The sequence below is a fragment of the Streptomyces sp. B3I8 genome (assembly GCF_030816915.1).
GTDB lineage: Bacteria > Actinomycetota > Actinomycetes > Streptomycetales > Streptomycetaceae > Streptomyces.
In genome coordinates this window covers 4,002,820-4,028,220 of record NZ_JAUSYN010000002.1, presented here as the reverse complement: position 1 = coordinate 4,028,220, position 25,401 = coordinate 4,002,820, and the positions used below count along the sequence as shown (strand labels likewise).

The 25,401-nt window shown below is 71.6% G+C and carries 22 protein-coding genes; 13 read left to right on the top strand and 9 right to left on the bottom strand.

The features are described 5' to 3' along the window. The first annotated feature begins 416 nt into the window (after nt 1-416). The 3 genes from QFZ64_RS20030 to QFZ64_RS20020 all read left to right on the top strand — a co-directional run bounded on the left by QFZ64_RS20030 (nt 417) and on the right by QFZ64_RS20020 (nt 2,222). Nucleotides 417-926, top strand: coding sequence for a hypothetical protein (locus QFZ64_RS20030; protein WP_307067671.1), 510 nt, complete (start codon nt 417-419; stop codon nt 924-926). A 278-nt stretch (nt 927-1,204) separates the two neighbouring features. Further along, nucleotides 1,205-1,540 (top strand): YnfA family protein, encoded by a 336-nt coding sequence (locus QFZ64_RS20025; protein ID WP_307067669.1) that lies wholly within the window; start codon nt 1,205-1,207, stop codon nt 1,538-1,540. Between the two features lie 193 nt (nt 1,541-1,733). Beyond that, nucleotides 1,734-2,222 carry a GNAT family N-acetyltransferase gene (locus QFZ64_RS20020; RefSeq protein ID WP_307071778.1) on the top strand — a complete coding sequence of 163 codons (489 nt, stop codon included), beginning with the start codon at nt 1,734-1,736 and terminating at the stop codon, nt 2,220-2,222. A 37-nt stretch (nt 2,223-2,259) separates the two neighbouring features. Here QFZ64_RS20020 and QFZ64_RS20015 read toward each other — a convergent pair whose 3' ends face one another. The 3 genes from QFZ64_RS20015 to QFZ64_RS20005 form a co-directional block, all read right to left on the bottom strand. After that, on the bottom strand, nt 2,260-2,880 hold the full coding sequence (locus tag QFZ64_RS20015) for a DUF4232 domain-containing protein (RefSeq protein WP_307067666.1): 621 nt from the start codon (nt 2,878-2,880) through the stop codon (nt 2,260-2,262). Nucleotides 2,881-3,110: 230 nt separating this feature from the next. Beyond that, nucleotides 3,111-4,580 (bottom strand): HAMP domain-containing sensor histidine kinase, encoded by a 1,470-nt coding sequence (locus QFZ64_RS20010; RefSeq protein ID WP_307067663.1) that lies wholly within the window; start codon nt 4,578-4,580, stop codon nt 3,111-3,113. Between the two features lie 61 nt (nt 4,581-4,641). After that, complete coding sequence (locus tag QFZ64_RS20005) at nt 4,642-5,391, bottom strand: response regulator transcription factor (RefSeq protein WP_307067661.1); 750 nt, start codon at nt 5,389-5,391, stop codon at nt 4,642-4,644. Nucleotides 5,392-5,565: 174 nt separating this feature from the next. On the opposite strand from QFZ64_RS20005, the gene QFZ64_RS20000 reads away from it, so the two are divergent. Then, nucleotides 5,566-6,957, top strand: a complete 1,392-nt coding sequence (locus QFZ64_RS20000; protein ID WP_307067659.1) for a glycosyltransferase family 4 protein — start codon at nt 5,566-5,568, stop codon at nt 6,955-6,957. A gap of 112 nt (nt 6,958-7,069) precedes the next feature. Here the strand turns inward: QFZ64_RS20000 and QFZ64_RS19995 are convergent, their stop codons facing one another. Then, complete coding sequence (locus QFZ64_RS19995) at nt 7,070-8,173, bottom strand: LLM class flavin-dependent oxidoreductase (RefSeq protein ID WP_307067657.1); 1,104 nt, start codon at nt 8,171-8,173, stop codon at nt 7,070-7,072. A 249-nt stretch (nt 8,174-8,422) separates the two neighbouring features. Between QFZ64_RS19995 and QFZ64_RS19990 the strand changes: the two genes are divergently transcribed. Then, nucleotides 8,423-9,187, top strand: coding sequence for an SDR family NAD(P)-dependent oxidoreductase (locus QFZ64_RS19990; protein ID WP_307067655.1), 765 nt, complete (start codon nt 8,423-8,425; stop codon nt 9,185-9,187). A 100-nt stretch (nt 9,188-9,287) separates the two neighbouring features. On the opposite strand, the gene QFZ64_RS19985 is transcribed toward QFZ64_RS19990, so the two are convergent. Further along, nucleotides 9,288-10,481, bottom strand: a complete 1,194-nt coding sequence (locus QFZ64_RS19985) for an RtcB family protein (RefSeq protein WP_307067652.1) — start codon at nt 10,479-10,481, stop codon at nt 9,288-9,290. A gap of 245 nt (nt 10,482-10,726) precedes the next feature. On the opposite strand from QFZ64_RS19985, the gene QFZ64_RS19980 reads away from it, so the two are divergent. The 3 genes from QFZ64_RS19980 to QFZ64_RS19970 all read left to right on the top strand — a co-directional run bounded on the left by QFZ64_RS19980 (nt 10,727) and on the right by QFZ64_RS19970 (nt 14,255). Further along, the gene (locus tag QFZ64_RS19980) at nt 10,727-11,611 is read left to right on the top strand and encodes a DUF3558 domain-containing protein (RefSeq protein ID WP_307071777.1); all 885 of its coding nucleotides are present in this window, start codon (nt 10,727-10,729) and stop codon (nt 11,609-11,611) included. Between the two features lie 133 nt (nt 11,612-11,744). Further along, nucleotides 11,745-12,737: a DUF3558 family protein gene (locus QFZ64_RS19975; protein ID WP_307067650.1), complete on the top strand. Its 993-nt coding sequence runs from the start codon at nt 11,745-11,747 to the stop codon at nt 12,735-12,737. A gap of 177 nt (nt 12,738-12,914) precedes the next feature. Further along, a complete protein-coding gene (locus QFZ64_RS19970; RefSeq protein WP_307071776.1) occupies nt 12,915-14,255 on the top strand; it encodes a DUF2637 domain-containing protein in 1,341 nt (446 codons plus the stop codon). 301 nt (nt 14,256-14,556) lie between these two features. Here QFZ64_RS19970 and lysS read toward each other — a convergent pair whose 3' ends face one another. Continuing rightward, a complete protein-coding gene (lysS, locus tag QFZ64_RS19965; protein WP_307071775.1) occupies nt 14,557-16,296 on the bottom strand; it encodes a lysine--tRNA ligase in 1,740 nt (579 codons plus the stop codon). Between the two features lie 135 nt (nt 16,297-16,431). Between lysS and argS the strand changes: the two genes are divergently transcribed. Both argS and QFZ64_RS19955 read left to right on the top strand, forming a co-directional pair. After that, nucleotides 16,432-18,219: an arginine--tRNA ligase gene (gene argS / locus QFZ64_RS19960; RefSeq protein ID WP_307067646.1), complete on the top strand. Its 1,788-nt coding sequence runs from the start codon at nt 16,432-16,434 to the stop codon at nt 18,217-18,219. Between the two features lie 212 nt (nt 18,220-18,431). Further along, nucleotides 18,432-19,364, top strand: a complete 933-nt coding sequence (locus QFZ64_RS19955) for a phosphotransferase family protein (protein ID WP_307067644.1) — start codon at nt 18,432-18,434, stop codon at nt 19,362-19,364. 91 nt (nt 19,365-19,455) lie between these two features. Here the strand turns inward: QFZ64_RS19955 and QFZ64_RS19950 are convergent, their stop codons facing one another. Further along, nucleotides 19,456-20,874: a helix-turn-helix transcriptional regulator gene (locus QFZ64_RS19950; protein ID WP_307067642.1), complete on the bottom strand. Its 1,419-nt coding sequence runs from the start codon at nt 20,872-20,874 to the stop codon at nt 19,456-19,458. A 213-nt stretch (nt 20,875-21,087) separates the two neighbouring features. Between QFZ64_RS19950 and QFZ64_RS19945 the strand changes: the two genes are divergently transcribed. Beyond that, nucleotides 21,088-21,900 (top strand): DUF4232 domain-containing protein, encoded by an 813-nt coding sequence (locus QFZ64_RS19945; protein WP_307067640.1) that lies wholly within the window; start codon nt 21,088-21,090, stop codon nt 21,898-21,900. Between the two features lie 106 nt (nt 21,901-22,006). Here the strand turns inward: QFZ64_RS19945 and hemB are convergent, their stop codons facing one another. Together hemB and QFZ64_RS19935 are read right to left on the bottom strand one after the other, a co-directional pair. Continuing rightward, the gene (hemB, locus tag QFZ64_RS19940; protein ID WP_307067638.1) at nt 22,007-22,999 is read right to left on the bottom strand and encodes a porphobilinogen synthase; all 993 of its coding nucleotides are present in this window, start codon (nt 22,997-22,999) and stop codon (nt 22,007-22,009) included. Nucleotides 23,000-23,659: 660 nt separating this feature from the next. Further along, nucleotides 23,660-24,139: an ATP-binding protein gene (locus QFZ64_RS19935; protein WP_307067636.1), complete on the bottom strand. Its 480-nt coding sequence runs from the start codon at nt 24,137-24,139 to the stop codon at nt 23,660-23,662. Nucleotides 24,140-24,304: 165 nt separating this feature from the next. Between QFZ64_RS19935 and QFZ64_RS19930 the strand changes: the two genes are divergently transcribed. Together QFZ64_RS19930 and QFZ64_RS19925 are read left to right on the top strand one after the other, a co-directional pair. Beyond that, on the top strand, nt 24,305-25,138 hold the full coding sequence (locus tag QFZ64_RS19930) for a helix-turn-helix transcriptional regulator (RefSeq protein WP_307067634.1): 834 nt from the start codon (nt 24,305-24,307) through the stop codon (nt 25,136-25,138). Next, nucleotides 25,135-25,395: a DUF397 domain-containing protein gene (locus tag QFZ64_RS19925; RefSeq protein WP_307067632.1), complete on the top strand. Its 261-nt coding sequence runs from the start codon at nt 25,135-25,137 to the stop codon at nt 25,393-25,395. Before QFZ64_RS19930 ends, QFZ64_RS19925 begins: the two co-directional genes overlap by 4 nt. Nucleotides 25,396-25,401 lie beyond the last annotated feature (6 nt).

Genomic DNA, 25,401 nt, shown 5'->3' with positions numbered 1-25,401 from the left:
TGTCAGAGGCGTCGAAGATCCCGCGGACTGGTGTTTCACCGCACGTTTCGGCGAGCGGCCGTGGGGGAGGTCACTGACACGATGATCGGGTTGCGCGGCGGGGACCACGAGTCCTAGAAAAGCAGTCGGGTGGAGATATGCATCGCGGTGGCGGACTGGGCGAGGGGACCGATGACCGGGGTCCTCGGCGTGCCCGGCGGGGAAGGCACCGACGCGACGCGGAGGAGACGACAGACCAGCAGCAAGCACGACAGACCTCTCAGCCGCCGCAGGCATCTCAACCGTCACAGACTTCTCAACCGTCACAGGCATCCCAGCCGTCGCAGTCGGCTCGGACACAGGGTCCGGAGCCCGCACCGGCGGGGGCTTCACCGGCGGAACCTGAGCGAATCGAGCGGCTGGCGCGTATGGATGGCATGGACCATGCGAACCGTAGGGCTGACCACAGGCCGGATGGATTCGGCGCAGGAAGCGGGAATGGTGGTCGGGTGGGGGTGACGTACAAGTACTTCGGCGCGCCCGACGGCGCCACGGCGGCCCGTGTCCCGATCTCGATGCGCCCCGAGGAGCTCGGCGGGGACGAGCTCGGCATGGGCGGCATGTTCACCAAGATCAAGCCGGAGACCATGGCGGCGATGGTCCTCACCGGCATAGAGGGCGTACCGCTGCACAAGGTCCCCCCGCTCGAACTGGTGGTCCTGCACCCCGACTACGCGGTCGTGAAACTCCCGATGACGGTCGTCGACCCGCTGCGCGGCATAGGCGAGGAGGCGGTCGGCGCGGCCGCCTTCATCTGGTCCACGGTCCCCGACCGCGGCGGCCCCCGCGACGCGTTCAACGTCTACCAACTCCTCCACGAATGGCAGGACTTCAGCCACCGCCTGCACGAGGCGGGACACCAGCCGTACTGCCTGGTGTGGCCCTAGGGGCTTTCGTTCGGATCAGGCCGGCCGGGAGGCGCGGTGCGTCTTCGACCGACCCGAGCGGGGTCCGGTGCGTGCGGCGGCGAGGCGGAGAAGGACGCCAGGGCGGAGCCCCGGCAACCGACGACAACGCCGCACAGGCGCGTGCCGGACCCCGCGACGCCGGAATGATCCAAACGAGAGGCCCCAGGTTCTCGTGAGGGTGCGGGCGGGGTCTTCGGAGCCCGTCCCGGTCGGCTGCCCCGCGCCCACCCCCGTCACCTCCCGGAAAGCCCCCCGCCGTGCTCGTCGCCCGCTCCCTCGCCCTGTTCTGCGTCGCCGCGCTGTTCGAGATCGGGGGTGCCTGGCTCGTGTGGCAGGGGGTGCGTGAGCACCGGGGGTGGGTGTGGATCGGGGCGGGGGTCGTCGCGCTGGGGCTGTACGGGCTGGTGGCCACCTTCCAGAGCGACGACCACTTCGGGCGGGTCCTCGCCGCGTACGGCGGGATCTTCGTCGCCGGGTCGATCGCGTGGGGCGTGGTCGCCGACGGGTACCGCCCCGACCGTTACGACGTGATCGGCGCGCTCGTGTGCCTCGCGGGGATGGCGGTCCTCATGTACGCGCCGCGCGGCGGCTGAGGGTGCGGCTGACCGCGGGCGCGACGTACGCGGCCGGGACACAGGCGGAGCGGTGCGTCGCCGCGTCGGCGTGTGCCACCGTGGACGCATGTCGCACACGAACGACGCCGCGGCGCCGTGCCGCACGCCGCTCACGGAGCACCCCTTCACCGCCGCGGAGCGGCCCGGGACGGCCGCCGTGCGCGTCGTGCCGATGACCGTCGCGCACGCGGGCCAGGTCCTGGCGATCTACCGCGCGGGCATCGACGAGGGTGACGCCACCTTCGAGACGACCGCACCCGCCTGGCCGGCCTTCGACGCCGCCAAGCTGCCCGAACACCGGTTCGTCGCGCTGGACGGGGCGAGGACGGACGGCTCCGGGGCGGTGCTCGGGTGGGTCGCCGTGGCGCGGGTCTCCGACCGGTGCGCGTACGCCGGTGTCGTCGAGCACTCGGTGTACGTCCACCCGGGCGCCCGCGGCCGGGGCGTCGCCTCCGCGCTGCTGCGGGCGCTGATCGCGTCCACGGAGGCGGCCGGGATCTGGACCGTCCAGTCCGGGATCTTCCCGGAGAACGCCGCCAGCCTCGCCCTGCACGCACGCCTGGGCTTCCGCGTCATCGGCGTGCGCGAGCACGTCGGCCGGCACCGCGGGCGCTGGCGCGACGTCGTCCTCGTGGAGCGCCGCAGCCCGGTGGTCGGCTGAGGACCGCCGGCCACGGCCGGTCCCCCGGTGCGCATGTCTACTTGCCGGTGCCGACGGGGTCGACCGTGATCGTCGGGGTGGTGCTGTCGAAGACGCCGACGTTCAGGTGGACGGGCAGCGTCGTGGAGTGGGTCTCGCCCGGCGGGGTGACGACGAGGCGGGTGAAGGTCGTACCGCTGCCGCCGCCGGTGTTCGGCGTGAAGTGCAGGGTGAAGCGGGTCTCCTGGCCCGACGGAACGATCACGTGCGGCGTGCCGAGCTTGCTGCGGGTGGCGCTGACGGTGCCGTCCTTGCCCGCGAGGTCTACCCCGGGGAAGCCCTGCGACGTGCACGACACGGACCCGGTGTTCTTGAGGTTGACGATGAGGGTGCCCTCGCCCATGCCCCCGGACGTGCTGAAGCCGAGCCCGGAGGTCGTGCAGTTGTGACCGGACGAGCGGGACGAACCGACGGCACCGGCACCGGCGCCGGCGGCCGCGCCGCGCACGGACTTCCTGTGCGTGGTGGTCTTGTGGGTGGAGGTCCTGCTGTGGCCGCTCTTGCCGGTGCCGGAGTGCCGGGAACCGCTGTGCGAGGATCCACCGCCCTGGCAGGCGGTGAGCGACAGACCTGCCACGAGGGCCACGGTCACGACGGCGACCTGCTTCTGAGCGCGCATGTTTCTCTTCTCCTTCGAGCGCTTGCGGCACTTCGAGTGCTTTCTGCGCTTCGGCACGGGGATCACGGTTCACGGTGTCGGGAACTCGGCACGTTGGTACGTGCGTACGCATCACTGTGATGCGCGACAGCGCCGGGCAGTTCGCGTCGGCCGGTTTCTGACACGCCCTCGTGACAGACCACTGCCGGATCGCGAACCCCGGTACGGAACAGGGACGTTGCGGGCCGGCCTCACTCACCGCCCGGCGGAGCCCCCGTCACCGTGAAGCCCATGACCGAGCCGCCCCCCTCGCGCCGGTAGGCGAACGGCGCTCCCCCGTGCGACGTCGCCACTTCCCGGACGATCGACAGGCCGAGGCCCGATCCCGGCAGGCTGCGTGCGTCGGCCGTGCGGTAGAAGCGGTCGAAGATCCGGTGCAGGTCCCCTTCCGCCACGCCCGGTCCCCGGTCCAGCACCTCCACCCGGACCGCGCTCGCGCGGGGCGGCGGCGCCGCGTCCGTGCGGGTGGCCCCCCGGTGCGCCGCCCCGGCCACCGTGATGCCGATGGGGGCGGTTCCGGCGCGGTCGAACTTCACCGCGTTGTCGACCAGGTTCGACATCGCCCGCTGGAGTGCCGACGCCCGTCCGTCCACCGTCGTGTCGCCGGTGACCCGGACGTTCACCTCCCGGCCGGTGCGACGGCGGGCGATCACCGCCACGTCCTCCGCGATGTCGCCCAGCGCGACCCGTTGCACCGGTTCGGTGTCCGACTGTCCGGCCGCGAGGTCGACGAGTTCGTTGACGAGGTCCGTCAGTTCCCGGGACTCCTGCGCGAGGTCGGCGACCAGCTCCTCCCGTGCGGAGGGCGGCAGTTCGTCGATGCGGCGCAGCAGCGAGATGTTGGTCCGCAGCGAGGTCAGCGGCGTCCGCAGCTCGTGCCCCGCGTCCTGCACCAGCCGTCGCTGGTCCTCCTCCGACTGGGCCAGCCGGCCGAGCATCCGGTCGAACGAGCGGCCGAGCCGGGCCACCTCGTCGTGTCCCGTCACCGGCACCTGGATGCCGAGCCGCCGGGTGCGGGCCACGTCCTCCGCCGCCGCGGTGAGCCGGACCAGCCGCCGCGTGATCCGCCGGGCCAGCCACCAGCCGAACAGGCCGGACCCGATCACCACGGCGGCGACCAGCGAGACCGTCCGTTTCTGCAGCTCCCGCAGCAGGTCCTCGGTGTCGCTGAACTCCTGCGCCACCTGGACCGCGCCCCGGCCGCCGCCCAGCGAGACGATCGCCACGCGGTAGAAGTCCCCGGCGACCGCGATCTCGCCCTGCTCGACGAGCTGACCCGCGCTCGCGGCACCGGCCATGCGCCGGCCGGTCGCGTCGACGGGCAGCCGGGGTTTGCCGGGGTCGACGACCCCCCCGTCCGGGCCGATGACCTGGATGTCCATCCGGTTGGAGCGGAAGATCGAGGCGCGCGGGCCGTCCCGGTCGGGGTCGTCCTTGGCGAAGTCGTCGGAGTCGAAGCGCTGCTGCCGCACCTGGTTGCGCAGGTCCCCCACGCGCTCCGAGAAGACGGTCTTCTCGTCGAAGCGGACGAGCCGCGCGGCGGCGCCGTAACTGAGGAACCCGATCAGCACGGTGACGCCGGCGGCGACGGCCGCGAACGACAGGGTGAAGGTGGTGCGCAGCGACGACACCCGCCGCCACCGGCCGAGGAGCCGCTTCACCGGGGCCGCCGGTCGCGGGGCCGCCGGTCGCGGACCGGCCGCCGGTCACGGCCCGTGCCCACTAGTCCTCCCTCAGCACGTACCCCACACCCCGCACCGTGTGGATCAGCGCGGGCGCCCCCGGTTCGTCCAGCTTGCGCCGCAGGTAGCCGACGTACACGGCGAGGTTCTTCGAGCCGGGGCCGAAGTCGTAGCCCCAGATGCGGTCGTAGATCGTCGCGTGGTCGAGCACGATCCCGGCGTTGCGCGCGAGGAGTTCCAGCAGGTCGAACTCCGTGCGGGTGAGTTCCAGCTCCCGTTCCCCGCGCCACGCCCGCCGCGCCTGGACGTCCATGCGCAGCCCCGCCGCCGCGAGCTGCCCGCCGCCCCCGCGCTCCGCCCGCACCACCGGCCCGCCGTTCTGCGGGCCCTCGGGCGTGACGGGCGGCCCGCCGTATCCGACGCCGCCCGTGCGCCGCAGCAGCGCGCGCAGCCGGGCGAAGACCTCCTCCACGTCGAACGGTTTGACGACGTAGTCGTCCGCGCCCGCGTCCAGACCGGCGATCCGGTCCGCCGTCTCGACCAGCGCGGTGAGCATCAGGATGGGCGTACGGTCACCCTCCGCACGGAGTACACGGCAGACCTGCAAGCCGTCGATGCCGGGCATCATCACGTCGAGAAGCAGCACGTCGGGCGGGGTGCGGTGGGCGTGCGCGAGCGCCTCCACCCCGTCGGCCACGGCGGTCACCTCGTAACCCTCGAGTGTCAGGGCGCGTTCCAGGGCATGACGGATGGCACGGTCGTCCTCGGCCAGCAGAACTGTTTGGGTCACCCCACCAGTCTGCCAAGGCCACGGCCGGGTACCCACCGGATGGGCCGGGGTGGGGGCGGGCTTCTTACCCGCCTCTCACCGCGAGCGGCCCGGTGGTTTACCTCGCCGGGCCACCGTGTCCCGTACGTCACGCATCGCGCGGCCCCGTCAGGAAGCGCGTCGGGAAGGCACAGGATGAACCGCACGACCAGCACGACGAGCCGGGCCACGGGCACGGGTCCGGCCGCCGGCACGGAGACCCCTACGGGTGCGGGCGCCGGAACGGCAACCCGCGCGGAAACCCGTGTGGAGACCCGTACGGCGCCCCGTACGGCGCCCCGTACGGGTCCGGGCCTGGCGGCCCGGAAGGCCGCCGCCGCGCTGGCCCTCCGCCTGTGGCGCCGCCGCCGTCGGAAGATCACCTTCCTGCTGCACAACGCGTACGCCATCGGCGGCACCGTCCGCACCACCTTCAACCTCGCCGCCGCGCTCGCCGACGACCACGACGTGGAGATCGTCTCCATGTCCCGGCACCGGGACACTCCCCGCTTCGACCTCGACCCGCGCGTCCGCCTCGTCGCCCTGGTCGACATCCGCCCGGGCAGCCCCGACCTGGACGATCCCGCGTACGCCCGGCCGGCCGAGGACTTCCCCGCCACCGAGAAGCGGCACAGGCAGTACTCCCGTCTCACCGACCTGCGCGTGCGCGCCCACCTCGCGGACTGCGACGCCGACGTGCTCATCGGCACCCGGCCCGGCATCAACGTCTACCTCGCCCGCTTCGGCCCCCGCCGCGCGCTGCGCATCGCCCAGGAACACCTGCGGCACGACGCGCACGGCAAGCGGCTGCGCGCCGAACTCGCCCGCCACTACCGGTCCATGGACGCGCTGGTGACGATGACCGAGGCCGACGCACGGGTGTACCGCAGGCGGATGCCGCTGCCCGGCGTGCGGGTGGTGTCGGTGCCGAACGTCGTACCGCCGGTCGACGTGCCGCCGTCCGACGGCACCTCGAAGGTGATCGCCGCGGCCGGCCGGCTCGCCCCGGGCAAACGGTACGACCTGCTGCTGGAGGCGTTCGCCACGGTCGCGGCCAAGGAACCCGACTGGCAGTTGCGCATCTACGGCGGCGGCGACGCCCATGAGCAGCTGGAGACTTTGATCGACGACCTCGGGCTGACCGGACGGGCCCGGCTGATGGGGCCGCGCACCCCGATCGAGACGGAGTTCGCGCGGGCGTCCCTGGTGGTCAGCGCCTCGGACGCGGAATCGTTCGGGATGACGCTGGTGGAGGCGATGCGCTGCGGGGTGCCGGTGATCAGCACGGACTGCCCGCTGGGGCCCGCCGAGATCGTCACGGACGGCGTCGACGGCCGCCTCGTCCCCGTCGGCGACGCCCTCGCCCTCGCCGACGCGATCCTCGATCTCATCGCCGACGACGACCTGCGCCACCGTATGGCCGGGGCCGCCCTCGACAGCGCCCGCCGCTACGACCCCGTCCCGATCGCCGCCCGCTACGACCAGCTCTTCGCCGGCCTCCGGCTGACCCGCGCCCGCCGCGCATGGCGGCGCCGGATCACGCGCTGAGGGGCGCGGCCGAGACACCCGGGCGCGCGATCACCGCGCCGCACGCCCTCCGTCTCCCCCGCCCCGCACGCTCCTGCCCTGCCCGCTCCCGCGCCGCCCGCTCCCATACTGCCTACTCCCGCCCCGCGTCCTCCCGCACCGCGTCCTTCGCCGCCGTGACCAGCGACGCGTGGTCGGGCGCGTCCGGGACTCCCGCCGGGCGCCGGGCCGCGAACTCCTCGCGCAGCACCGGCACGACCTCCTCGCCGAGCATGTCGAGCTGCTCCAGCACGGTCTTCAGCGGCAGCCCCGCGTGGTCCATGAGGAAGAGCTGGCGCTGGTAGTCGCCCGCGTACTCGCGGAAAGCCAGCGTCTTCTCGATCACCTGCTGCGGCGAGCCCACGGTCAGCGGCGTCTGCTCGGTGAAGTCCTCCAGGGACGGCCCGTGCCCGTACACCGGCGCGTTGTCGAAGTAGGGACGGAACTCGCGCACCGCGTCCTGGGAGTTCTTCCTCATGAAGACCTGCCCGCCCAGCCCGACGATCGCCTGCTCGGGCGTGCCGTGCCCGTAGTGGGCGTACCGGCTGCGGTACAGCTCGACCATCCGCCTGGTGTGGTCGGCGGGCCAGAAGATGTTGTTGTGGAAGAAGCCGTCGCCGTAGTACGCGGCCTGTTCGGCGATCTCCGGGGAGCGGATGGAGCCGTGCCAGACGAACGGCGGCACGCCGTCCAGCGGGCGGGGCGTGGAGGTGAAGCCCTGCAGCGGCGTGCGGAACTTCCCCTCCCAGTCGACGACGTCCTCGCGCCACAGCCGGTGCAGGAGGGCGTAATGCTCCACCGCCAGGTCGATGCCCTGGCGGATGTCCTGCCCGAACCAGGGATAGACCGGGCCGGTGTTGCCGCGCCCCGTCATCAGGTCGACCCGGCCGTCGGCCAGGTGCTGGAGCATGGCGAAGTCCTCGGCGATCTTCACCGGGTCGTTGGTGGTGATCAGGGTGGTGGAGGTGGACAGGATCAGCCGCTCGGTGCGGGCGGCGACGTAGCCCAGCATCGTGGTCGGCGAGGACGGCACGAAGGGCGGGTTGTGGTGCTCGCCGGTGGCGAAGACGTCCAGGCCGACCTCCTCGGCCTTCAGCGCGACGGCGACCATGGCCTTGATCCGCTCGCGCTCGGTGGGCGTGCGCCCCGTGGTCGGGTCGGGGGTGACGTCCCCGACGCTGAAGATCCCGAACTGCATGGCCGCTCACCCTCCGGTTTGTTGACGGTTCAACCATACCTCCCCAACGATGCCGCTCTCCCCGCCATTCCACCGCCCGGCACCACCCCACATCCCCCCGAACCGGGCCGCCTATCCTGACGACGACGCACGCCCGGACCCCTGGACCCCGCACCCGTCTCTCACCACACCCGCACCCGCACCCTCGCCCGTACTCGCACCCGCACCCGACACACCCGGCCACTCGCCCCACACCGCGCAGGAGCACCCATGACCTCCACCGCCTCCCGCATCGCCGTCGTCACCGGCGCGAGCAGTGGGATCGGCGCCGCGACGGCCCGGCAGCTCGCCGCCGCCGGCTACCGCGTCGTCCTCACCGCCCGCCGCAAGGACCGCATCGAGGCACTCGCCGCGGAACTGACCGCGGCCGGTCACTCCGCGACGGCCTACCCGCTCGACGTCACCGACCGCGCGGCGGTGGACGAGTTCGCCACCGCCTTCCCCACCCTCGGCGTCCTCGTCAACAACGCCGGCGGCGCCCTCGGCGCCGACCCGGTCTCCACCGGCGACCCCGAGGACTGGCGCCGGATGTACGAGACGAACGTCCTCGGCACCCTGCACATGACCCAGGCCATGCTCCCCGCGCTCACCGCGAGCGGCGACGGCACGGTGGTCGTCGTCTCCTCCACGGCCGGCCACGGCACGTACGAGGGCGGCGCGGGCTACGTCGCCGCCAAGCACGGTGCCCACGTGCTCGCCGAGACGCTGCGCCTGGAGATCGTCGGCACCCCGGTCCGGGTGATCGAGGTCGCCCCCGGCATGGTGAAGACCGACGAGTTCGCCCTGACCCGCTTCGCGGGCGACGGGACGAGGGCCGCGAAGGTCTACGAGGGCGTCGCCGAGCCCCTCACCGCCGACGACGTCGCCGACACGATCACCTGGGCCGTCACCCGCCCGTCCCACGTCAACATCGACCTCCTGGTCGTCCGCCCCCGCGCCCAGGCCTCCAACACGAAGGTCCACCGCGAGCGGTGACGACGAGCGGCCCGCGGCCCCCCAAAAAAAGGGGGGAACCGCGGGCCGCGACCGGTCGGGCGGTCCGGTGTACGTCAGCCCTTGACGCACACCACCTGCCTCAACCCTTCACACACACCACCTGTTTGAGCTTCGCCACGACCTCCACCAGGTCGCGCTGCTGGTCGATGACCTGCTCGATCGGCTTGTACGCACCCGGGATCTCGTCCACGACGCCGGAGTCCTTGCGGCACTCCACACCCCGCGTCTGCTCCTCCAGGTCCTTCGTCGAGAAGCGACGCCTGGCCGCGTTGCGGCTCATCCGCCGGCCCGCGCCGTGCGAGGCCGAGTTGAACGCGGCCGCGTTCCCGAGACCCTTCACGATGTACGAGCCGGTTCCCATGGAACCCGGGATGATCCCGTACTCGCCGGAGCCCGCCCGGATCGCGCCCTTGCGGGTGACCAGCAGATCCATGCCCTCGTACCGCTCCTGAGCCACGTAGTTGTGGTGACAGGAGATCTCCTGCTCGAAGGTGGGCCGCGCCTTCTTGAACTCCTTGCGGACGACATCCTTCAGCAGCGCCATCATCAGCGTGCGGTTGTGCTTCGCGTACTCCTGCGCCCAGAACAGGTCGTTGCGGTACGCCGCCATCTGCGGGGTGTCCGCGACGAAGACGGCGAGGTCGCGGTCGACCAGGCCCTGGTTGTGCGGGAGCTTCTGCGCCACGCCGATGTGGTGCTCCGCCAGTTCCTTGCCGATGTTCCGGGAACCGGAGTGGAGCATCAGCCAGACAGAACCTGTCGTATCCGTACACACTTCGACGAAGTGATTTCCCCCGCCAAGCGTTCCCATCTGCTTAGTGGCACGTTCCTGACGGAATCTGACCGCTTCCGCGACTCCCCCGAACCGCGCCCAGAAGTCCCCCCATCCCGCCGTCGCCAGCCCGTGGAAGCCGGACGGGTCGACCGGGTCGTCGTGCATGCCGCGGCCGACCGGGATGGACCGCTCGATCCGCGAGCGGAGGTGGGAGAGGTCCCCGGGGAGGTCGTTGACGGTCAGGGACGTGCGCACCGCCGACATGCCGCAGCCGATGTCCACACCCACCGCCGCCGGGCACACCGCGTCCCGCATCGCGATGACCGAACCGACCGTCGCGCCCTTGCCGTAGTGGACGTCCGGCATGACCGCCAGGCCCTCGATCCACGGCAGCGTCGACACGTTGCGGAGCTGCTGCATCGCCGCGTCCTCGACCGACGCCGGGTCCGCCCACATACGGATCGGGACTCTCGCGCCCGGTACCTCGACGTACGACATGCCGTCCCCCACTCCTCGAAACTGCTCGATCCCCCGCGTTTCCCCATGAAGGACGCAGAGACACCAAAGCGCAAAAACCGTCGCCGAGTTCGGCGAACCGGACAGCCGACCGGCGCCCACGGCAGCGCGTGCGATAGACATTGTCCGCAGGGGCACCCACCGCGCGGCAACCGAATAACCGCAGGGCACGCCCCACCCCGCCCGCCGGACCCGGCCCGGGGAACCCGACGAGAGGAGCCTTGACCGTGCAGCGGAAGGCGTACGTCCCGGCCGCCGTCGCGCTCCTCGCGGCCCTGCTCGCCGCCTGCACCGGCGGCTCCGGCGACGGCTCGGCCCAGGACGACAAGGCCGGCGGCACCGCCACGTCCGCCCCGGTCGCGCAGCCCGGCAGGTACAGCACCCTCTCGGACGCCTGCACCGTGGCCGACCACGATCAACTCGACGCGCTGCTGCCGGGGTTGAAGCTGCTGACGGACGAGGAGCAGCGCGAGAAGGCGTACGACGGCACGGCGACCCTCACCTACGACAACGACCGTCGCTCCGGCTGCCGCTGGAAGGCGGAGTCCGACTCGGCCTCGGACCAGCTCTACGTCGACTTCGAACGGATCGTGTCGTACGACGCCTCGGTCAGCGACGACGACAGCGCGGCGCGGGTCTTCGGGGAGAAGGCGGACGCGGCGGACATTCCCCGCGACGGTGCCGTCACCTCCGTCGGCCCGAACACGACATCCTCCGGGAGTCCCTCACAGGGCTCCGGCGCGCCCGCCTCCGGGAAGGGCTCCAAGACATCCCAGGGGTCAAAGGGTTCCAAGGGCGCGAAGGGGACCAAGTCGCCCGAGGGGGCCGGCCACTCCGGTTCCGGCAGCCCGGACCCGTCCCCGGGCGCCACCGGTTCCGCGTCCGTGCTGCCGCGCCTGCTCGAGGGTCTGGGAGACGAGGCGTACCTCGACGACGACCTGAGCCCCACCCAGCAGCGCACCGTGACTGTGGTGTTCCGCACGTCCAACGTGATCGTGACGGTCCAGTACGAGGAGCAGCCGACGCGTACCGGCACGGTCGCGGGAAGCAAGGAAATGCAGGACAGGGCCCAGAATCTGGCGCGGCAACTGGCCGACTCCTTCGAGGGGTAGCCGCTTCACGGCGGACGTCGGGGCCCGGGGAGGAAGCGTCCGAACCGGAACCGCGGGCTGTTCCCACCGCGTACCGTGGCCCCTCGGACCTGTTCCGACCGCACGAAGCACAAGCGTCATGAGTGAAGGAACCATGCACCGACCTGCACAGCGAGACCGTCGAGAGCAGCTGCCCGCGGACGGCGCGGGGCACGAGGGGCACGGCCCGCGGGGCGGACGCCGGCCCGGCAGGCTGCTGTGGGGCGCGGCCGTCGTCGTCCCGGCGATGCTGATCGCCGCGGGCTGCTCCTCCGGCTCCTCCGACGACGGTGGCGGTGACGACGCCGCCGCCAAGAAGCCGGCGTCGAGCGCGGCCCCGTCGGACTCCGCCTCCTCGTCGCCCGACACGGTGCGCGAGGCGGCGTACGCGAAGCTGCCGGACGCGTGTGCCGTGCTGTCGAAGAAGACGTTGGAGGACCTTGTCCCGAAGGGCGTGAAGGGCAAGGCGGGCTCGTCCGACGACACGGACGCCCGTGGGAACTGCTCGTGGGACAGCCTCGACAACAACGGGGTGAAGGGCTCGCAGTTCCGCTGGCTGAACGTGGCGATGCTGCGCTTCGACTCGGACGCCTCGCGGGGCGAGGGCGACAAGCGGGCGGGGGATTACTTCACCAAGCAGGTCGCCGACGCGCAGGCGGTCGAGGGCGCGAAGCAGACGAAGACGCAGCCGGTGCCGGGCACGGGCGACGAGGCGACGCTGGTGCGGTACGACCTGAAGAAGAAGGAGGGCGCCTTCAAGCAGCAGACGGTCGTCACGCGCGTGGAGAACGTGGTCGTCACGCTCGACTACAACGGTGCGGGGCTGGCGGGCGACAAGACGCCGGACGCCGACGACCTGGTGAAGCTGGCGGAGAAGGCGGCGAAGGAGGCGGTGGCCTCGGTGACCTCGGCGAACAAGGGCGGCGGTGGGGGCTCGGACGCCGGTGCGTCGCCGGACGCGTCGAAGTCCAAGTCCACGCCGGAGTCGAAGTCGTCGTCGAAGGACCCGGGCGGGAAGGACTCCAAGGACGCGAAGGCCGCGAAGGATTCCGACGGGAAGTCGTCGCCTTCGGCCGGAGCCTCCCTCAAGTCGGCCGCCGACAGCTGAGGTTGCGCGTCTCCTCCCAGGGGCCCGGTCCGGCGCGGACCGGGCCCCTCGCGCATCGGTTCCCGGCGGCTTCCGGACCGGGCGTCCGTTCACCCGCACATGTGTGCCACTCTGTTCCGCGCAACAACACGCACAGGGAGGGGAGTCAGGGTGGCCGCGCCACTGAAGCTGACACGGATGCACCGGGTGCTGATCGGCGTGGTCGTCACCGGTGCCGTCATCATCGCCGGGATCGGCTTCGCGGGTTCGTACGCGGCCGTACGGAAGCTGGCCCTGGAGAAGGGCTTCGGTAACTTCAGTTACGTCTTCCCCATCGGCATCGACGCGGGCATCTGTGTGCTGCTCGCGCTGGACCTGCTGCTGACCTGGATCCGCATACCCTTCCCGCTGCTGCGTCAGACCGCGTGGGTGCTCACCGCGGCGACGATCGCGTTCAACGGCGCGGCGGCCTGGCCGGACCCGCTGGGCGTGGGCATGCACGCGGTGATCCCGGTGCTGTTCGTGGTGTCGGTGGAGGCGGCCCGGCACGCGGTCGGCCGGATCGCGGACATCACGGCCGACAAGCACATGGAAGGCGTGCGGCTGACCCGCTGGATGCTCTCCCCGCTGCCGACGTTCCTGCTGTGGCGGCGGATGAAGCTGTGGGAGCTGCGGTCGTACGAGCAGGTGATCAAGCTGGAGCAGGAGCGGCTGGTGTACCAGGCGCGGCTGCGGTCCCGGTTCGGCCGGGCGTGGCGGCGCAAGGCGCCGGTGGAGTCGCTGATGCCGCTGCGGCTGGCCCGGTACGGGGTGCCGCTGGCGCAGACGGCGCCGTCGGGTCTCGCGGCGGCGGGGATCGAGCCGGCGGTGCTGCCGTCGGTGTCTTTGGCGTCGTCGGCGGCGGCGTCGGTGTTGGAGCAGGGCGCGGGCGAGGGTGCCGTCGCGGGCGCGGCCCCGTCCGGCGGCCGGCGGCCCGAACTGGCGGGTGGCGCCGGGCAGAGGGGCGGTCCCGGGCAGGCGAACGGCTTCGGGCGGCCGGAACCCCGGGGGTACGAGGCGTACGAGGGGCCGGGGGGCTTCGAGGGCTACGAGGAGCAGTTGCCGCCCGATGTCCAGGGCGCCCAGAGCCCGTGGTTCCGGCCGCCGCGCGACATCGACTACCAGGGGGGCTACGACCCGTCGTACGACCCGGCGTACGGGTCCGAGGACCAGTACGAGCAGTGGTACGAGGAGCAGCAGCCCGAGCAGTTCGAGGCGCCGGCGCCGGAGGAGACGGGGAGTTTCCCGATCCCGGCGGGGCCGAACCGGACGCGGGAGCTGGGCGAGGGGGGCGCGTCGCCCGCCGCGGAACCGGACGAGGACTCGTACTACCAGGTGTTCAAGCAGTCGATCAACGGGAGCTATCCGACGCCGCGGGAGTTCGGTGACAACGTGGAGGCGGAGTTCGGCAACCGGTTGGCGGGTGAGGAGGCGAAGCGGCTGGTCACCCGCTTCACCAATCGCCATACGGCGGAGCTGGAGGACGACCACATCGCCTGAGGGCGGTTTTTCTCGCGCCCGCCGCCCCCGCCCTCTTCGTCCCTTCAAGGGGCTCCGCCCCCTTGCACCCCGAGGGAGGCCGCATCATCGGCCAACCGCCGGTGGCACACCCCGTGCGGTTCCCCGCCCCTGAGCCGGGGCTGCGCCGCGTCAGGGGCGCGGGGAGCCGCGCGGCCGGCCACGACGCGTCCGCACCCGCCCGACCCCCACAAGCCTTCGAGCTCCAGGGCGCCCCCACCCCCGGGGAGCAGGGCGCCTTCCGGGCCATGAAGCCCCCCGGAGGGGGCAACACGCCGTACCCCTACTCCCCCAGCAGCGTCCGTACCCGCTGCTGGCCCACCGCCAGGAGCAGCGTCGGGAGCCGCGGTCCCGTGTCCCGCCCGACCAGCAGCTCGTACAGCAGCGCGAAGAACGTGCGCTGGGCGGTCTTGATCTCCGCCGGGAGTTCCTTCGGCGTCGCGTCGGCCGGGAAGCCCGCCTGCACCTTCGGCACTCCGTAGACCAGGTGCGTCAGCCCGTCCAGCGACCAGTGGTCGTCCAGTCCGTCGAGCAGCAGCCGCAGCGACTGCCGGTCCCGCTCGTCGAGCGACTTCAGCCGCTCGGCGTCGGGCTCGGAGCGCACGATCGTGCGCTGGTCGGCCGGGACGTGCGTGTTGATCCACGCCTCGGCCCGGTCGTAGCGGGGCCGGGCCTCGTCCAGGGAGCGCAGCGGGTGCGCCGGGTCGAGGTCGGAGAGGATGCGCAGCGCCTGGTCCTGGTGGCCTGCGGTGACGTCGGCCACCGAGGCGAGCGTCCGGTACGGCAGCGGGCGCGGCGTCCGCGGCAGCTCACCGGCGGCGGTGCCGACGGCACGCGTGTACGCGGCGACGTCCCCCGGCAGCGCGGAGCCGTCGGCGACCTTGGCCGCCAGCCTGTCCCACTCGTCGTAGAGCCGCTGGATCTCCTGGTCGAAGGCGATCTTGAAGGACTGGTTGGGCCGGCGCCGGGCGTAGAGCCAGCGCAGCAGCTGCGGCTCCATGATCCGCAGGGCGTCGGCCGGGGTGGGCACGCCGCCCTTCGACGACGACATCTTGGCCATGCCGGAGATGCCGACGAAGGCGTACATGGGGCCGATCGGCCGCTCGCCGCCGAAGATGCCGACGATCTCCTTGCCGACCTGGAACGAGGAGCCCGGCGAGGAGTGGTCGACGCCGCTCGGCTCGAAGATCACGCCCTCGTGGGCCCAGCGCATCGGCCAGTCGACCTTCCAGACCAGCTTGCCGCGGTCGAACTCGTCGAGCCGGACGGTCTCGGTGTGCCCGCACGCCGTGCAGGTGTACGACAGCTCGGTGGTGTCGTCGTCGTACGCCGTGACGGTGGTGAGGTCCTTCTCGCAGTTGCCGCAGTACGGCTTGTACGGGAAATAGCCGGCGCTGCCGGAGCTGCCGTCGTCCTCGGCGGCGGCGCCGGAACCCTCGGCGGCCTCCAGCTCGGCCTCGTCCAGCTGCTTCTGCTGCGGCTTGGCGGGGGTCTTCTTGGTGCGGTACTGGTCGAGGATCGCGTCGATGTCGCCGCGGTGCTTCATCGCGTGCAGGATCTGCGCGCGGTAGGCGCCGGAGGTGTACTGCGCCGTCTGGCTGATCCCGTCGAACTCCACGCCGAGCTCGGCCAGCGAGGCGGTCATCGCGGCCTTGAAGTGCTCGGCCCAGTTGGGGTGCGCCGAGCCGCGCGGCGCCGGCACCGAGGTGAGCGGCCTGCCGATGTGCTCGGCCCAGGTCTCGTCGACCCCGGGGACGCCGGCCGGCACCTTGCGGTAGCGGTCGTAGTCGTCCCAGGAGATCAGGTGCCGGACCTCGTACCCGCGACGGCGGACCTCGTCGGCGACCAGGTGCGGGGTCATGACCTCGCGGAGGTTGCCCAGGTGGATGGGGCCGGACGGGGAGAGCCCGGACGCGACCACAACGGGTTTCCCGGGGGCGCGGCGCTCCGACGACGCGATGACCTCGTCCGCGAAACGGGAGACCCAGTCGGTGGTCTCGCTGCTCTGAGCCACGTTCGGCACGTCCTCTTGATTTCCGGTCCATTTGATGGGCGTCTCCATCTTCCCATCCCTGGGCGCGACCGGGAAAACCGCTTTACCCCCATGGGATACTGGGCGTGCCCATCCGATCCCTCGAGGAGAACGGCACCCCTTCCTATGACCTCGGTCACGTCCCTCAGCGACTCCGTCCAGCAGCACCTGTCGTCCGCCCTCTCGGCCGCCCTGCCCCAGGCCGCCGGCGCGGACCCGCTGCTGCGACGAAGCGACCGGGCGGACTACCAGGCCAACGGGATCCTGGCGCTCGCGAAGAAGGAGAAGGCGAACCCGCGGGAGCTGGCGACGCAGGTCGTCTCACACATCGTGACCGGCGGCGGCGAGGTGATCGCGGACGTCGAGGTCTCCGGGCCCGGCTTCCTGAACATCACGGTCACTGACGGGGCGATCGTGCGGAACCTCGCGGCACGGGCCGCCGACCCCGAGGGCCGGCTCGGCGTGCCGCGCGCGGAGCGGCCGGGCACGACGGTCGTCGACTACGCGCAGCCCAACGTGGCCAAGGAGATGCACGTCGGCCATCTGCGGTCCGCGGTGATCGGCGACTCGGTGGTCCAGTTGCTGGAGTTCACCGGCGAGAACGTCGTGCGCCGGCACCACATCGGCGACTGGGGCACCCAGTTCGGCATGCTGATCCAGTACCTGGACGAGCACCCCGGGGAGCTGGACCACCAAGCCTCCGAGGTGTCCGAGGTGTCCGAGGCGAGCGGCCAGGAGGCGATGTCCAACCTGGACCGCCTCTACAAGGCGGCGCGCGCGCTGTTCGACTCCGACAAGGAGTTCGGGACCCGCGCCCGGCGCCGGGTGGTCGACCTCCAGGCGGGGGACGCGCACACGCTCGCCACCTGGCAGAAGTTCGTCGACGAGTCGAAGATCTACTTCTTCTCCGTCTTCGACAAGCTGGACATGGAGATCCAGGACGAGGACATCGTCGGCGAGTCCGGCTACAACGACATGCTCGCCGAGACCTGCCGCCTGTTGGAGGAGTCCGGCGTCGCGGTGCGCTCGGAGGGCGCGCTGTGCGTGTTCTTCGACGACGTCAAGGGCCCGGACGGCAACCCGGTCCCGCTGATCGTGCAGAAGTCCGACGGTGGCTACGGCTACGCGGCCACCGACCTCTCGGCGATCCGCGACCGCGTCTTCCGGCTGAAGGCGAGCACGCTGCTGTACGTCGTGGACGCGCGGCAGTCGCTGCACTTCAAGATGGTCTTCGAGACCGCGCGCCGGGCCGGCTGGCTGGGCGAGGACGTCACGGCGCACCAGCTCGCGTTCGGCACGGTGCTGGGCGCGGACGGCAAGCCGTTCAAGACCCGTGAGGGCGAGACGGTGCGGCTGGTGGACCTGCTGGACGAGGCGGTGGAGCGCGCCGCGGCCGTCGTCCGGGAGAAGGCGCGGGAGCTGTCGGAGGCGGAGATCACCGAGCGGGGTGCCCAGCTGGGCATCGGCGCGGTGAAGTACGCGGACCTGTCGACGTCGGCGAACCGGGACTACAAGTTCGACCTGGACCAGATGGTGTCGCTGAACGGCGACACCAGCGTGTACCTGCAGTACGCGTACGCCCGTATCCAGTCGATCCTGCGCAAGGCGGGGGACGTGGCCCCGGCCGCGCACCCGGAGCTGGAACTGGCACCGGCGGAGCGGGCGCTCGGACTGCACGTCGACGCGTTCGCGGAGACGGTCGCCGACGCGGCGGCGGAGTACGCCCCGCACAAGCTGACCGCGTACCTGTACCAGCTCGCGTCGCTGTACACGACGTTCTACGACAAGTGCCCGGTGCTGAAGGCCGAGTCGCCGGCGCAGGTGGAGAACCGGCTCTTCCTGTGCGACGTGACGGCGCGGACGCTCCATCGGGGCATGGCGCTGCTGGGCATCCGGACGCCCGAGCGGCTCTGAGCGACACGGGGTCGCACGGTTCGTACGGGGAGGGGCGGCACCGCGGCGGTGCCGCCCCTCCGTCGTCCCGTACCCGTCGTCCTGGTGGCCTGCCCGCCGTGAGCACGGTTTCCGGCACCCGCGCAAGCGGTTCGGGCACGAACAACCCGGGCGAGCTACACAACTCTTGTTCTCTCCATACGAACGCCGCCGGGAGTCGTAAGCTGCCGCGCATGTTGCCCAAGGTGGACACATTCGACGAACTGGACGCGGTGTGCGCCGACGAGAAACTGGTGCGTGCCGCCTGCCGGGAACTGGTGCACCAACTGGGGCTCTACGGGGCGCCGGTGGTCCACTTCGAGGACGGCTCCCTGCCGGTGTTCGCGGTCGGGGACGACATGGTGTTCAAGTTCTACCCGGGCATCCAGGCCTCGAAGTCCTCCTTCGAGGCGGTCGTGCTCGACCATCTGTGGCGCCAGCTGCCCGTCGAGACGCCCCGCTTGATCACCACGAACGAGTACGTGAACGGCTGGCGCTACGTGATGATGACGCGCCTGCCCGGCATCGACATGGCCCGCGGCTGGCACCGGATCCCGCCCGCCGACAAGGACCGGCTGATCAGTGAGGCCGGCGAGGTGCTGGCCTCACTGCACAAGATGGACATCACCCCGCTGAAAGGCGCCCTCCCCCCGCTCGACTGGGAGGACTTCGTCGCCCAGCGGCGCGTGGAGGCCATGAAACTGCACAGCTCCAAGCCCGTGCCCCGGGTGTGGCTGGAGCAGATCCCCGACTTCCTGAACTCGGTACGGCTGCCCGTCACGGACGAACGCGTGCTGCTGCACACCGAGTTCATGCGCGAACACCTGACCGTCGCACCGCGCGAGAACTGGCGCCTGACGGGCCTGTTCGACTTCGAGACGGCGCTGATCGGCGACCCGGCGTACGACTTCGCCAGCGTCGGCGCGTTCGTCACGTACGGGCAGCCGCGGCAGATGCGGCGGTTCTTCCGGGCGTACGGACGCGATCCGTTCGACCCGGACCAGATGCTGGCGTACCTGCTGCTGCACCTGTACTGCGATCTGCCGTTCTACTTCAGCGAGTTGCCGACCCCCGCGGAGCCGAGGCTGGACATCCTGGCGGAGACGTGGTTCGGCACGAACGGCTGACCGGACGGGTCCGGCCGGCGGGTCAGCGGGCCGGCCGGCCGGCCGGCGGGTCAGCCTGATAACCCCTGCCGGTGCCTGCCGGTGTCGTCGCTCAGGTCGGGTCCTCCACCCGTTCCCAGCCGCCGTCACCGGTCAGCGCGTAGGCGTAGTAGGACTTCTCGCCCGCGCTCGTACGGAACGGGCGGCCGTGGTCGTCGATGCGGAGGGTGCCCTTGCGGGTGCCGCTGGACCAGTCCAGCTCCAGGTACCAGCGGACGTCGTGACCGCTGGTGTGCGCGTTGACGAAGAACACCTCGGGGTCCGACTCGCTCACCCGGTAGGGGAAGTTGCGCTGCCCCCCGATCGGCATGGCCAGCGGATTGCCCTGGTCGAGAGAGACGTCGAAGGACTTGGTGTCCACCCCGCCGCCGCAGCCGATGCCCATCGCGTACTTGGACCAGCCGAGCGGCGGGTTGCTGCTCACCACCCGCACGTGCAGCTCGCGCAGGACCACGGTCTCGTGACCCGTGCCCTGGATGGTGAGGGAGACCATCTGGCTGTCGGCGGCGACCCCGTCGAACGGGGTGATCCAGCCGACGACGTTCTGCTGCACGGGCGGCGGAGGGACGTTCTCCGGGCGGCGGTCCACCAGGAAGGACTGCTCGCAGGGCGCGTCCCAGTAGTACGGGTTGGTGGTCACCGCGAGCGGTACGCCACTGGACTCACCGGAACCGCCGGAACCGCCCGAGCCGCCCGGACCGGCGGCGCGGGACGTGGTGGCCTTCGGTGACGCCGTGTGCTTCCGGGAGGAGGTCGGCGAGGGCGAGGTGCTCGCGCTCCGGGACGCCTTGCGGGTGGCGTGCGAGGGGGAGCGCTCGGAGGAGACGGTGGCCGCGGCTCCCTTCGTGTCCCCGGTCCCCCGGCCGCCGTCGCCCGGCAGCAGGCTGACGAGCAGCGCCACGGCGGCGACGGCGGCGACCCCGCCCCCGGCGAGCAGCGCGGTCCGCCGCGGGCGGCGGGGGCGGGCGCCCGAGCCGGAGCCGGTGGGGGCGAGCCGGGTGACGGGATCGTGGAACTCGGAGACGGTGGAGTCGGCGTCAGGGTTGGCGGCGGCGTCCGCGTCCGTCCCTCCGGGGGCGGCGGTGTCGGGCACGTCCGACGCAGCCGGGGCACTCGCGGTCTTCGGAGCCTCGGCGGGGGCGGCCGCCTCCGGAGCCTTCGCGGCATCCGGCGCCGCAGAAGAAGCTGTCCCCGGACCCGGACTCGTCCCCGTCCCCGCCTCCCCCTTCACTCCGCGCAGCGCGTCCGCCCGCACCCACCGGCGGTGCAGTTCGAGGAGTTCCTCGGGCGTCGCCCGGCACACGCGGGCCAGGCGCTCGACGGGCGCGTACTCCACCGGTACGACGTCACCGTTCACATACCGGTGCAGCGTCGAGGCACTCATGTGCAGTCGTTTGCCGAGCACCCCGTAACTGAGCCCCGAACGCTCCTTCAGCGTGCGCAGCAGTTCGGCGAAATCGTCCCCCGCCACCGTTTCTCCCTCTCCTCGCGTCCCGGACGCGCATTCCAGCCGATCACTGTTCCCCCAGGTCAGGGCCACTCTTGGCGTTCCATTGTCCCGTATCCGGCGGCGGCTGTGGCCACTGGGACGACTGCTGACCCAAGCTGTGGTCATCCAAGCACGCCGCTCCCGGCACCCGGTCGAGCGGCACCCGGTTCCCCCTCGCCCTACAGGAGTTCAGCCATGTCCGCTCGTACCCGCACCGCTTCCCGCACCGCCTCCCGCGCCTCCTTCCGCACCCCCCGCACCCGGCTGCTGGCGGCCGCCACGATCGCGGTGGCCGCGTTCGCCCTGACGGCCTGTGAGGACGGCACCGGTACGCAGACCAGCTCGGCCGGCTCGACCTCGTCGGGCACCTCGTCGAACACCTCGGCGGGCAGCTCCGCCCTGCAGGACACGTCGTCCGGTACCGACGGGTCGGGGACCGACTCCGGTTCCTCCGCCTCGAAGGGTACGAGCGGTGCGAACGCCGGGAGCGGCTCCGCGAACGGAAGCGGTACCCGTGCCTCCGGCTCGGGGGGCTCCGGCAAGGGAAGTTCCGCCTCCGGACAGAGCGCCGGGCAAAGCGCCGGCAAGCAGGACAGCGGCAAGCCCGCGAAGTGCTCCTCGTCCACCGTGCGGTTCACCGCCTCGAAGGTGAACCGCCCGCTCAACCACCTGCTGCTCACCGCCACCAACCACGGCTCGAAGCCCTGCGTCCTGCCCGCCTACCCGATGGCGAGGTTCGGCGACGCCCAGTCCGTACCGCCGGTCATCAAGGCGTCCCAGCCGCAGTCGACGGTGGTGCTGGCCCCGGGCGGCTCCGGGTACGCGGCGGTCGCGCTGGCGTCCGCCGACGGCAGCGGCAGCAACGGCCACACAGTGAAGACCCTGAGCATCCCCTTCGACGACGGCACCATGGGCACCGCGACCCTGCCCTCGGGCGGCGTCTTCGTCGACGACTCGCTGAAGGTGACGTACTGGCAGAGCGAGATGAGCAACGCCCTGGAGCACTGATCAGCCCCGCACGGGCGCGGCCACCTCGGGCCGCGCCCCGGCGCGAGAACGGCATCCCCAGCCCGTCGGCCGAACCGGCCCGGCGAGCGCTTCGCTGTGTGCGCTCTCAGCGCAGCCGGTGGGCGACCTCGACCGCCCAGTACGTCAGGATGTTCCGCGCCCCCGCGCGCCTGATGCCGAGCAGGGACTCCATGATCGCCGCGTCCCGGTCGATCCAGCCCTTCTCCGCCGCGGCCTCGATCATCGAGTACTCGCCGGAGATCTGGTACGCCGCCACCGGCACGTCGCACGCCTCGGCGACCCGCGCGACGATGTCGAGGTAGGGCCCGGCCGGTTTGACCATGACCATGTCGGCGCCCTCCTCCAGATCGAGGGCCAGCTCCCGCAGGGACTCGCCGATGTTCGCCGGGTCCTGCTGGTAGGTCTTGCGGTCGCCCTTGAGGGAGGAGCCGACCGCCTCCCGGAACGGGCCGTAGAAGGCGGAGGAGTACTTCGCGGTGTAGGCGAGGACGGAGACGTCCTCGCGCCCGATCTGGTCGAGGGCGTCGCGGATGACGCCGATCTGCCCGTCCATCATGCCGCTGGGACCGACGACATGGGCTCCGGCGTCGGCCTGCACCTGGGCCATCTCGGCGTAGCGCTCGAGCGTGGCGTCGTTGTCGACGCGGCCCTCGGCGTCGAGGACACCGCAGTGGCCGTGGTCGGTGAACTCGTCCAGGCACAGGTCGGACATGACGATCAGTTCGTCACCGACCTCCGCCCGCACGTCGCGCAGCGCGACCTGGAGAACTCCGTCGGGATCGGTGCCGGCGGTGCCGACGGCGTCCTTCCTGTCCTCCTCGGGCACGCCGAACAGCATGATCCCGGAGATGCCGGCCTCCACGGCCTCGACCGCGGCCTTGCGCAGGCTGTCCCGGGTGTGCTGCACGACTCCGGGCATCGCCCGGACGGGCACGGGCTCCCGGGCACCCTCGCGCACGAACGCGGGAAGGATGAGGTCGGCCGGATGCAGCCGGGTCTCGGCGACCATGCGGCGCATGGCCGGGGTGGTACGCAGACGCCGGGGCCGCGTACCCGGAAAGGATCCGTACGTCGTCATACCATCCACGCTACGCCCGTGGGACCCGTGCCTTTACCGACGCGAAGTCGGGCGGGGCACTCCGGCGGCACCCTTCGGCGTCGCACATCCCACCGTCTCAGCGATTGCCACCCCGGATCGGCCGCGGAGCCCGCCCGTGGAGCTGAGCCCGCAGTCGAGCCAGGGCACGGCCGCGTCCGCGAGCCGGTCCACGTCCCGAAGGAAAGGACGAGCCGGTCGTCGATACGACGCAGCCGGGCGAGGAGCGTGACGGCCTCACCGTGCCGCGGGCTGCGACGGGGCGGGGCGACGGACGGGGCGGCGTCCGCCGCGACCTCGGAGGCGGCCGGGGTGCCCGGGTCGGCCGAAGAGTCCGGGGCAGCCGGGAGTTCCTCGGACCCGCAGGTCACCGGCTCGCCCGGAGCCCCATGTGAACGGTCGGTTGTGGACGGCCAGTCAGGGCCGAGACTGCCCTGCCCGCACACCCCCGCGCCAGCCACCCCGCCGCTTTCACCCACCCGAGTGACACACAGCAGGTTTGGCAGGTGGGAAGGGTTCTTTCCCCCACGTTCCTACTCCTCGACCGCCCGCGCCTCCGTCCACCACACCACCGCATCCCGCGTTTCCGGGCTCCGGTCGGCCGGGCGCCGGTCAGCTCCCCAGCGGGCGGTACTCAGTGCCTCAGCCCCTCAGATTCACCTCCGCCCACACCGTCTTCGACGGCACTGGCCCGCACCGTACGCCCCAGCGGTCGGCGAGCCCCTCGACGAGCAGCAGCCCGTAGCCCGACTCCGCCTGTGTGTCGACGGTCTCCCGGGGGCTCACGGGCAGTTGGTCGCCGCGCGCGTCCGTCACCTCGATGCGGAGCGTCGCCGGTGCGGCGAGCGTCAGCGTGAGGCGGAAGCTGCGGCCCGGCACCCGGCCGTGCAGCACCGCATTGCTCGCCAACTCCGCCACGATCAGCCGGCCCGGGTCCAACGGCAGGTCCCATTCGGCGAGTTGCTCCACCGCGAGCAGCCTCGCCAACCGGGCTCCGCGCCGTGTCGCGGACAACGGCACGGAGAAACGGCGTACCGCCGGTGCCGGTTCCGGTTCCGGTTCCGGTGCCGGTGCCGGTGCCGCCGTAGCGGAATTGCTGGTTCGGGTGATGTCATCACTCATGTCACTCAGCGTGTTCAAACGTGCTTACTCTGTGAAGAGTCGGTGGCCGTGCGGAGCGCGACCGTACGGGCCCGGTCCGGTTTCCGTCCGGTCCGTCCGTGGTGACGGACCGTGCACGGCCGCAGTTGTACACAGAGGTTCGGCGGAGGGCAGGGGCGGTGGGCGATGAGCGACTGGGATGTTGAGCCGGAGGACGACGAGTTCAACGCGGTGATGCGGGCGGTGGTGCGCCAGTTGAAGCTCTGGCGCGAGGCCGCCGGGATGACCCAGGCGGAGTTCGGGACGGCGATCGGGTACGGGCTGGAGCTGGTCTCGTCCGTGGAACGGGGCCGGCGCATCCCGCGCCCCGAGTACCTGGACGCGGCGGACGAGGTCCTGGGCGCGGGCGGCAAGATCTCCGCGATGAAGGGGGACGTGGCAGAGGCCCGCTACCCGAAGAAGGTACGGGACCTCAAAAAGCTGGAGGCCGAGGCCGTCGAGCTGTGCGCCTACAACAACTCCGTGGTGCATGGGCTGTTGCAGACGGAGGAGTACGCACGGGCCGTCTTCGGTGCACGCCGTCCGGCGTTCACCGAGGACGAGTTGGAGCAACGAGCAGCCGCTCGGCTGGGCCGTCAAGCAATCGTCAGCGGCACCACCGGACGGCCCGTATTCAGCTTCGTCCAGTGCGAATCGACGCTGCGGCGCCCCATTGGCGGCAGACTGGTCATGCGCAACCAGCTCGAACACCTGCTGGAAGTGGCCCAGTTCCGTAACGTCGACCTCCAGGTGCTCCCCTTGAGCCTGGAAGAGAATTCGGGACTGGCCGGCTCCTTCCGGCTCCTCAGGTTGAACGACGGCTCCACGGTGGGGCACGCGGAGGTTCAGCACATCAGCCGAGTGATCGCCGACCCGAAACAGGTTCAACTGCTGGAGATCCGCTATGGCAACATCCGTGCTCAGGCGCTCACGCCACGCGAGTCGCTGACCTTCGTCGAGAAAGTTTTGGAGGAGACATGACCTTGGCCCCCGCCCCCAGAGACGGGCACGGCCCCAAGTGGATAAAGAGCGGCTACAGCGGAGCCGATACCCCATCCTGCGTCGAAATCGCCTGGGTCAAGAGCAGCTACAGCACCGACGAGGGCCCCGACTGCGTCGAAGTCGCCCCCATCCGCGGCCGCATCCTCATCCGCGACTCGAAGAACCCCACCGGACCCCGGCTCGCCCTCGCCCCCACCGCTTGGACGGCCTTCCTGCCGTACGCCTCCACCCACTGACGGAGC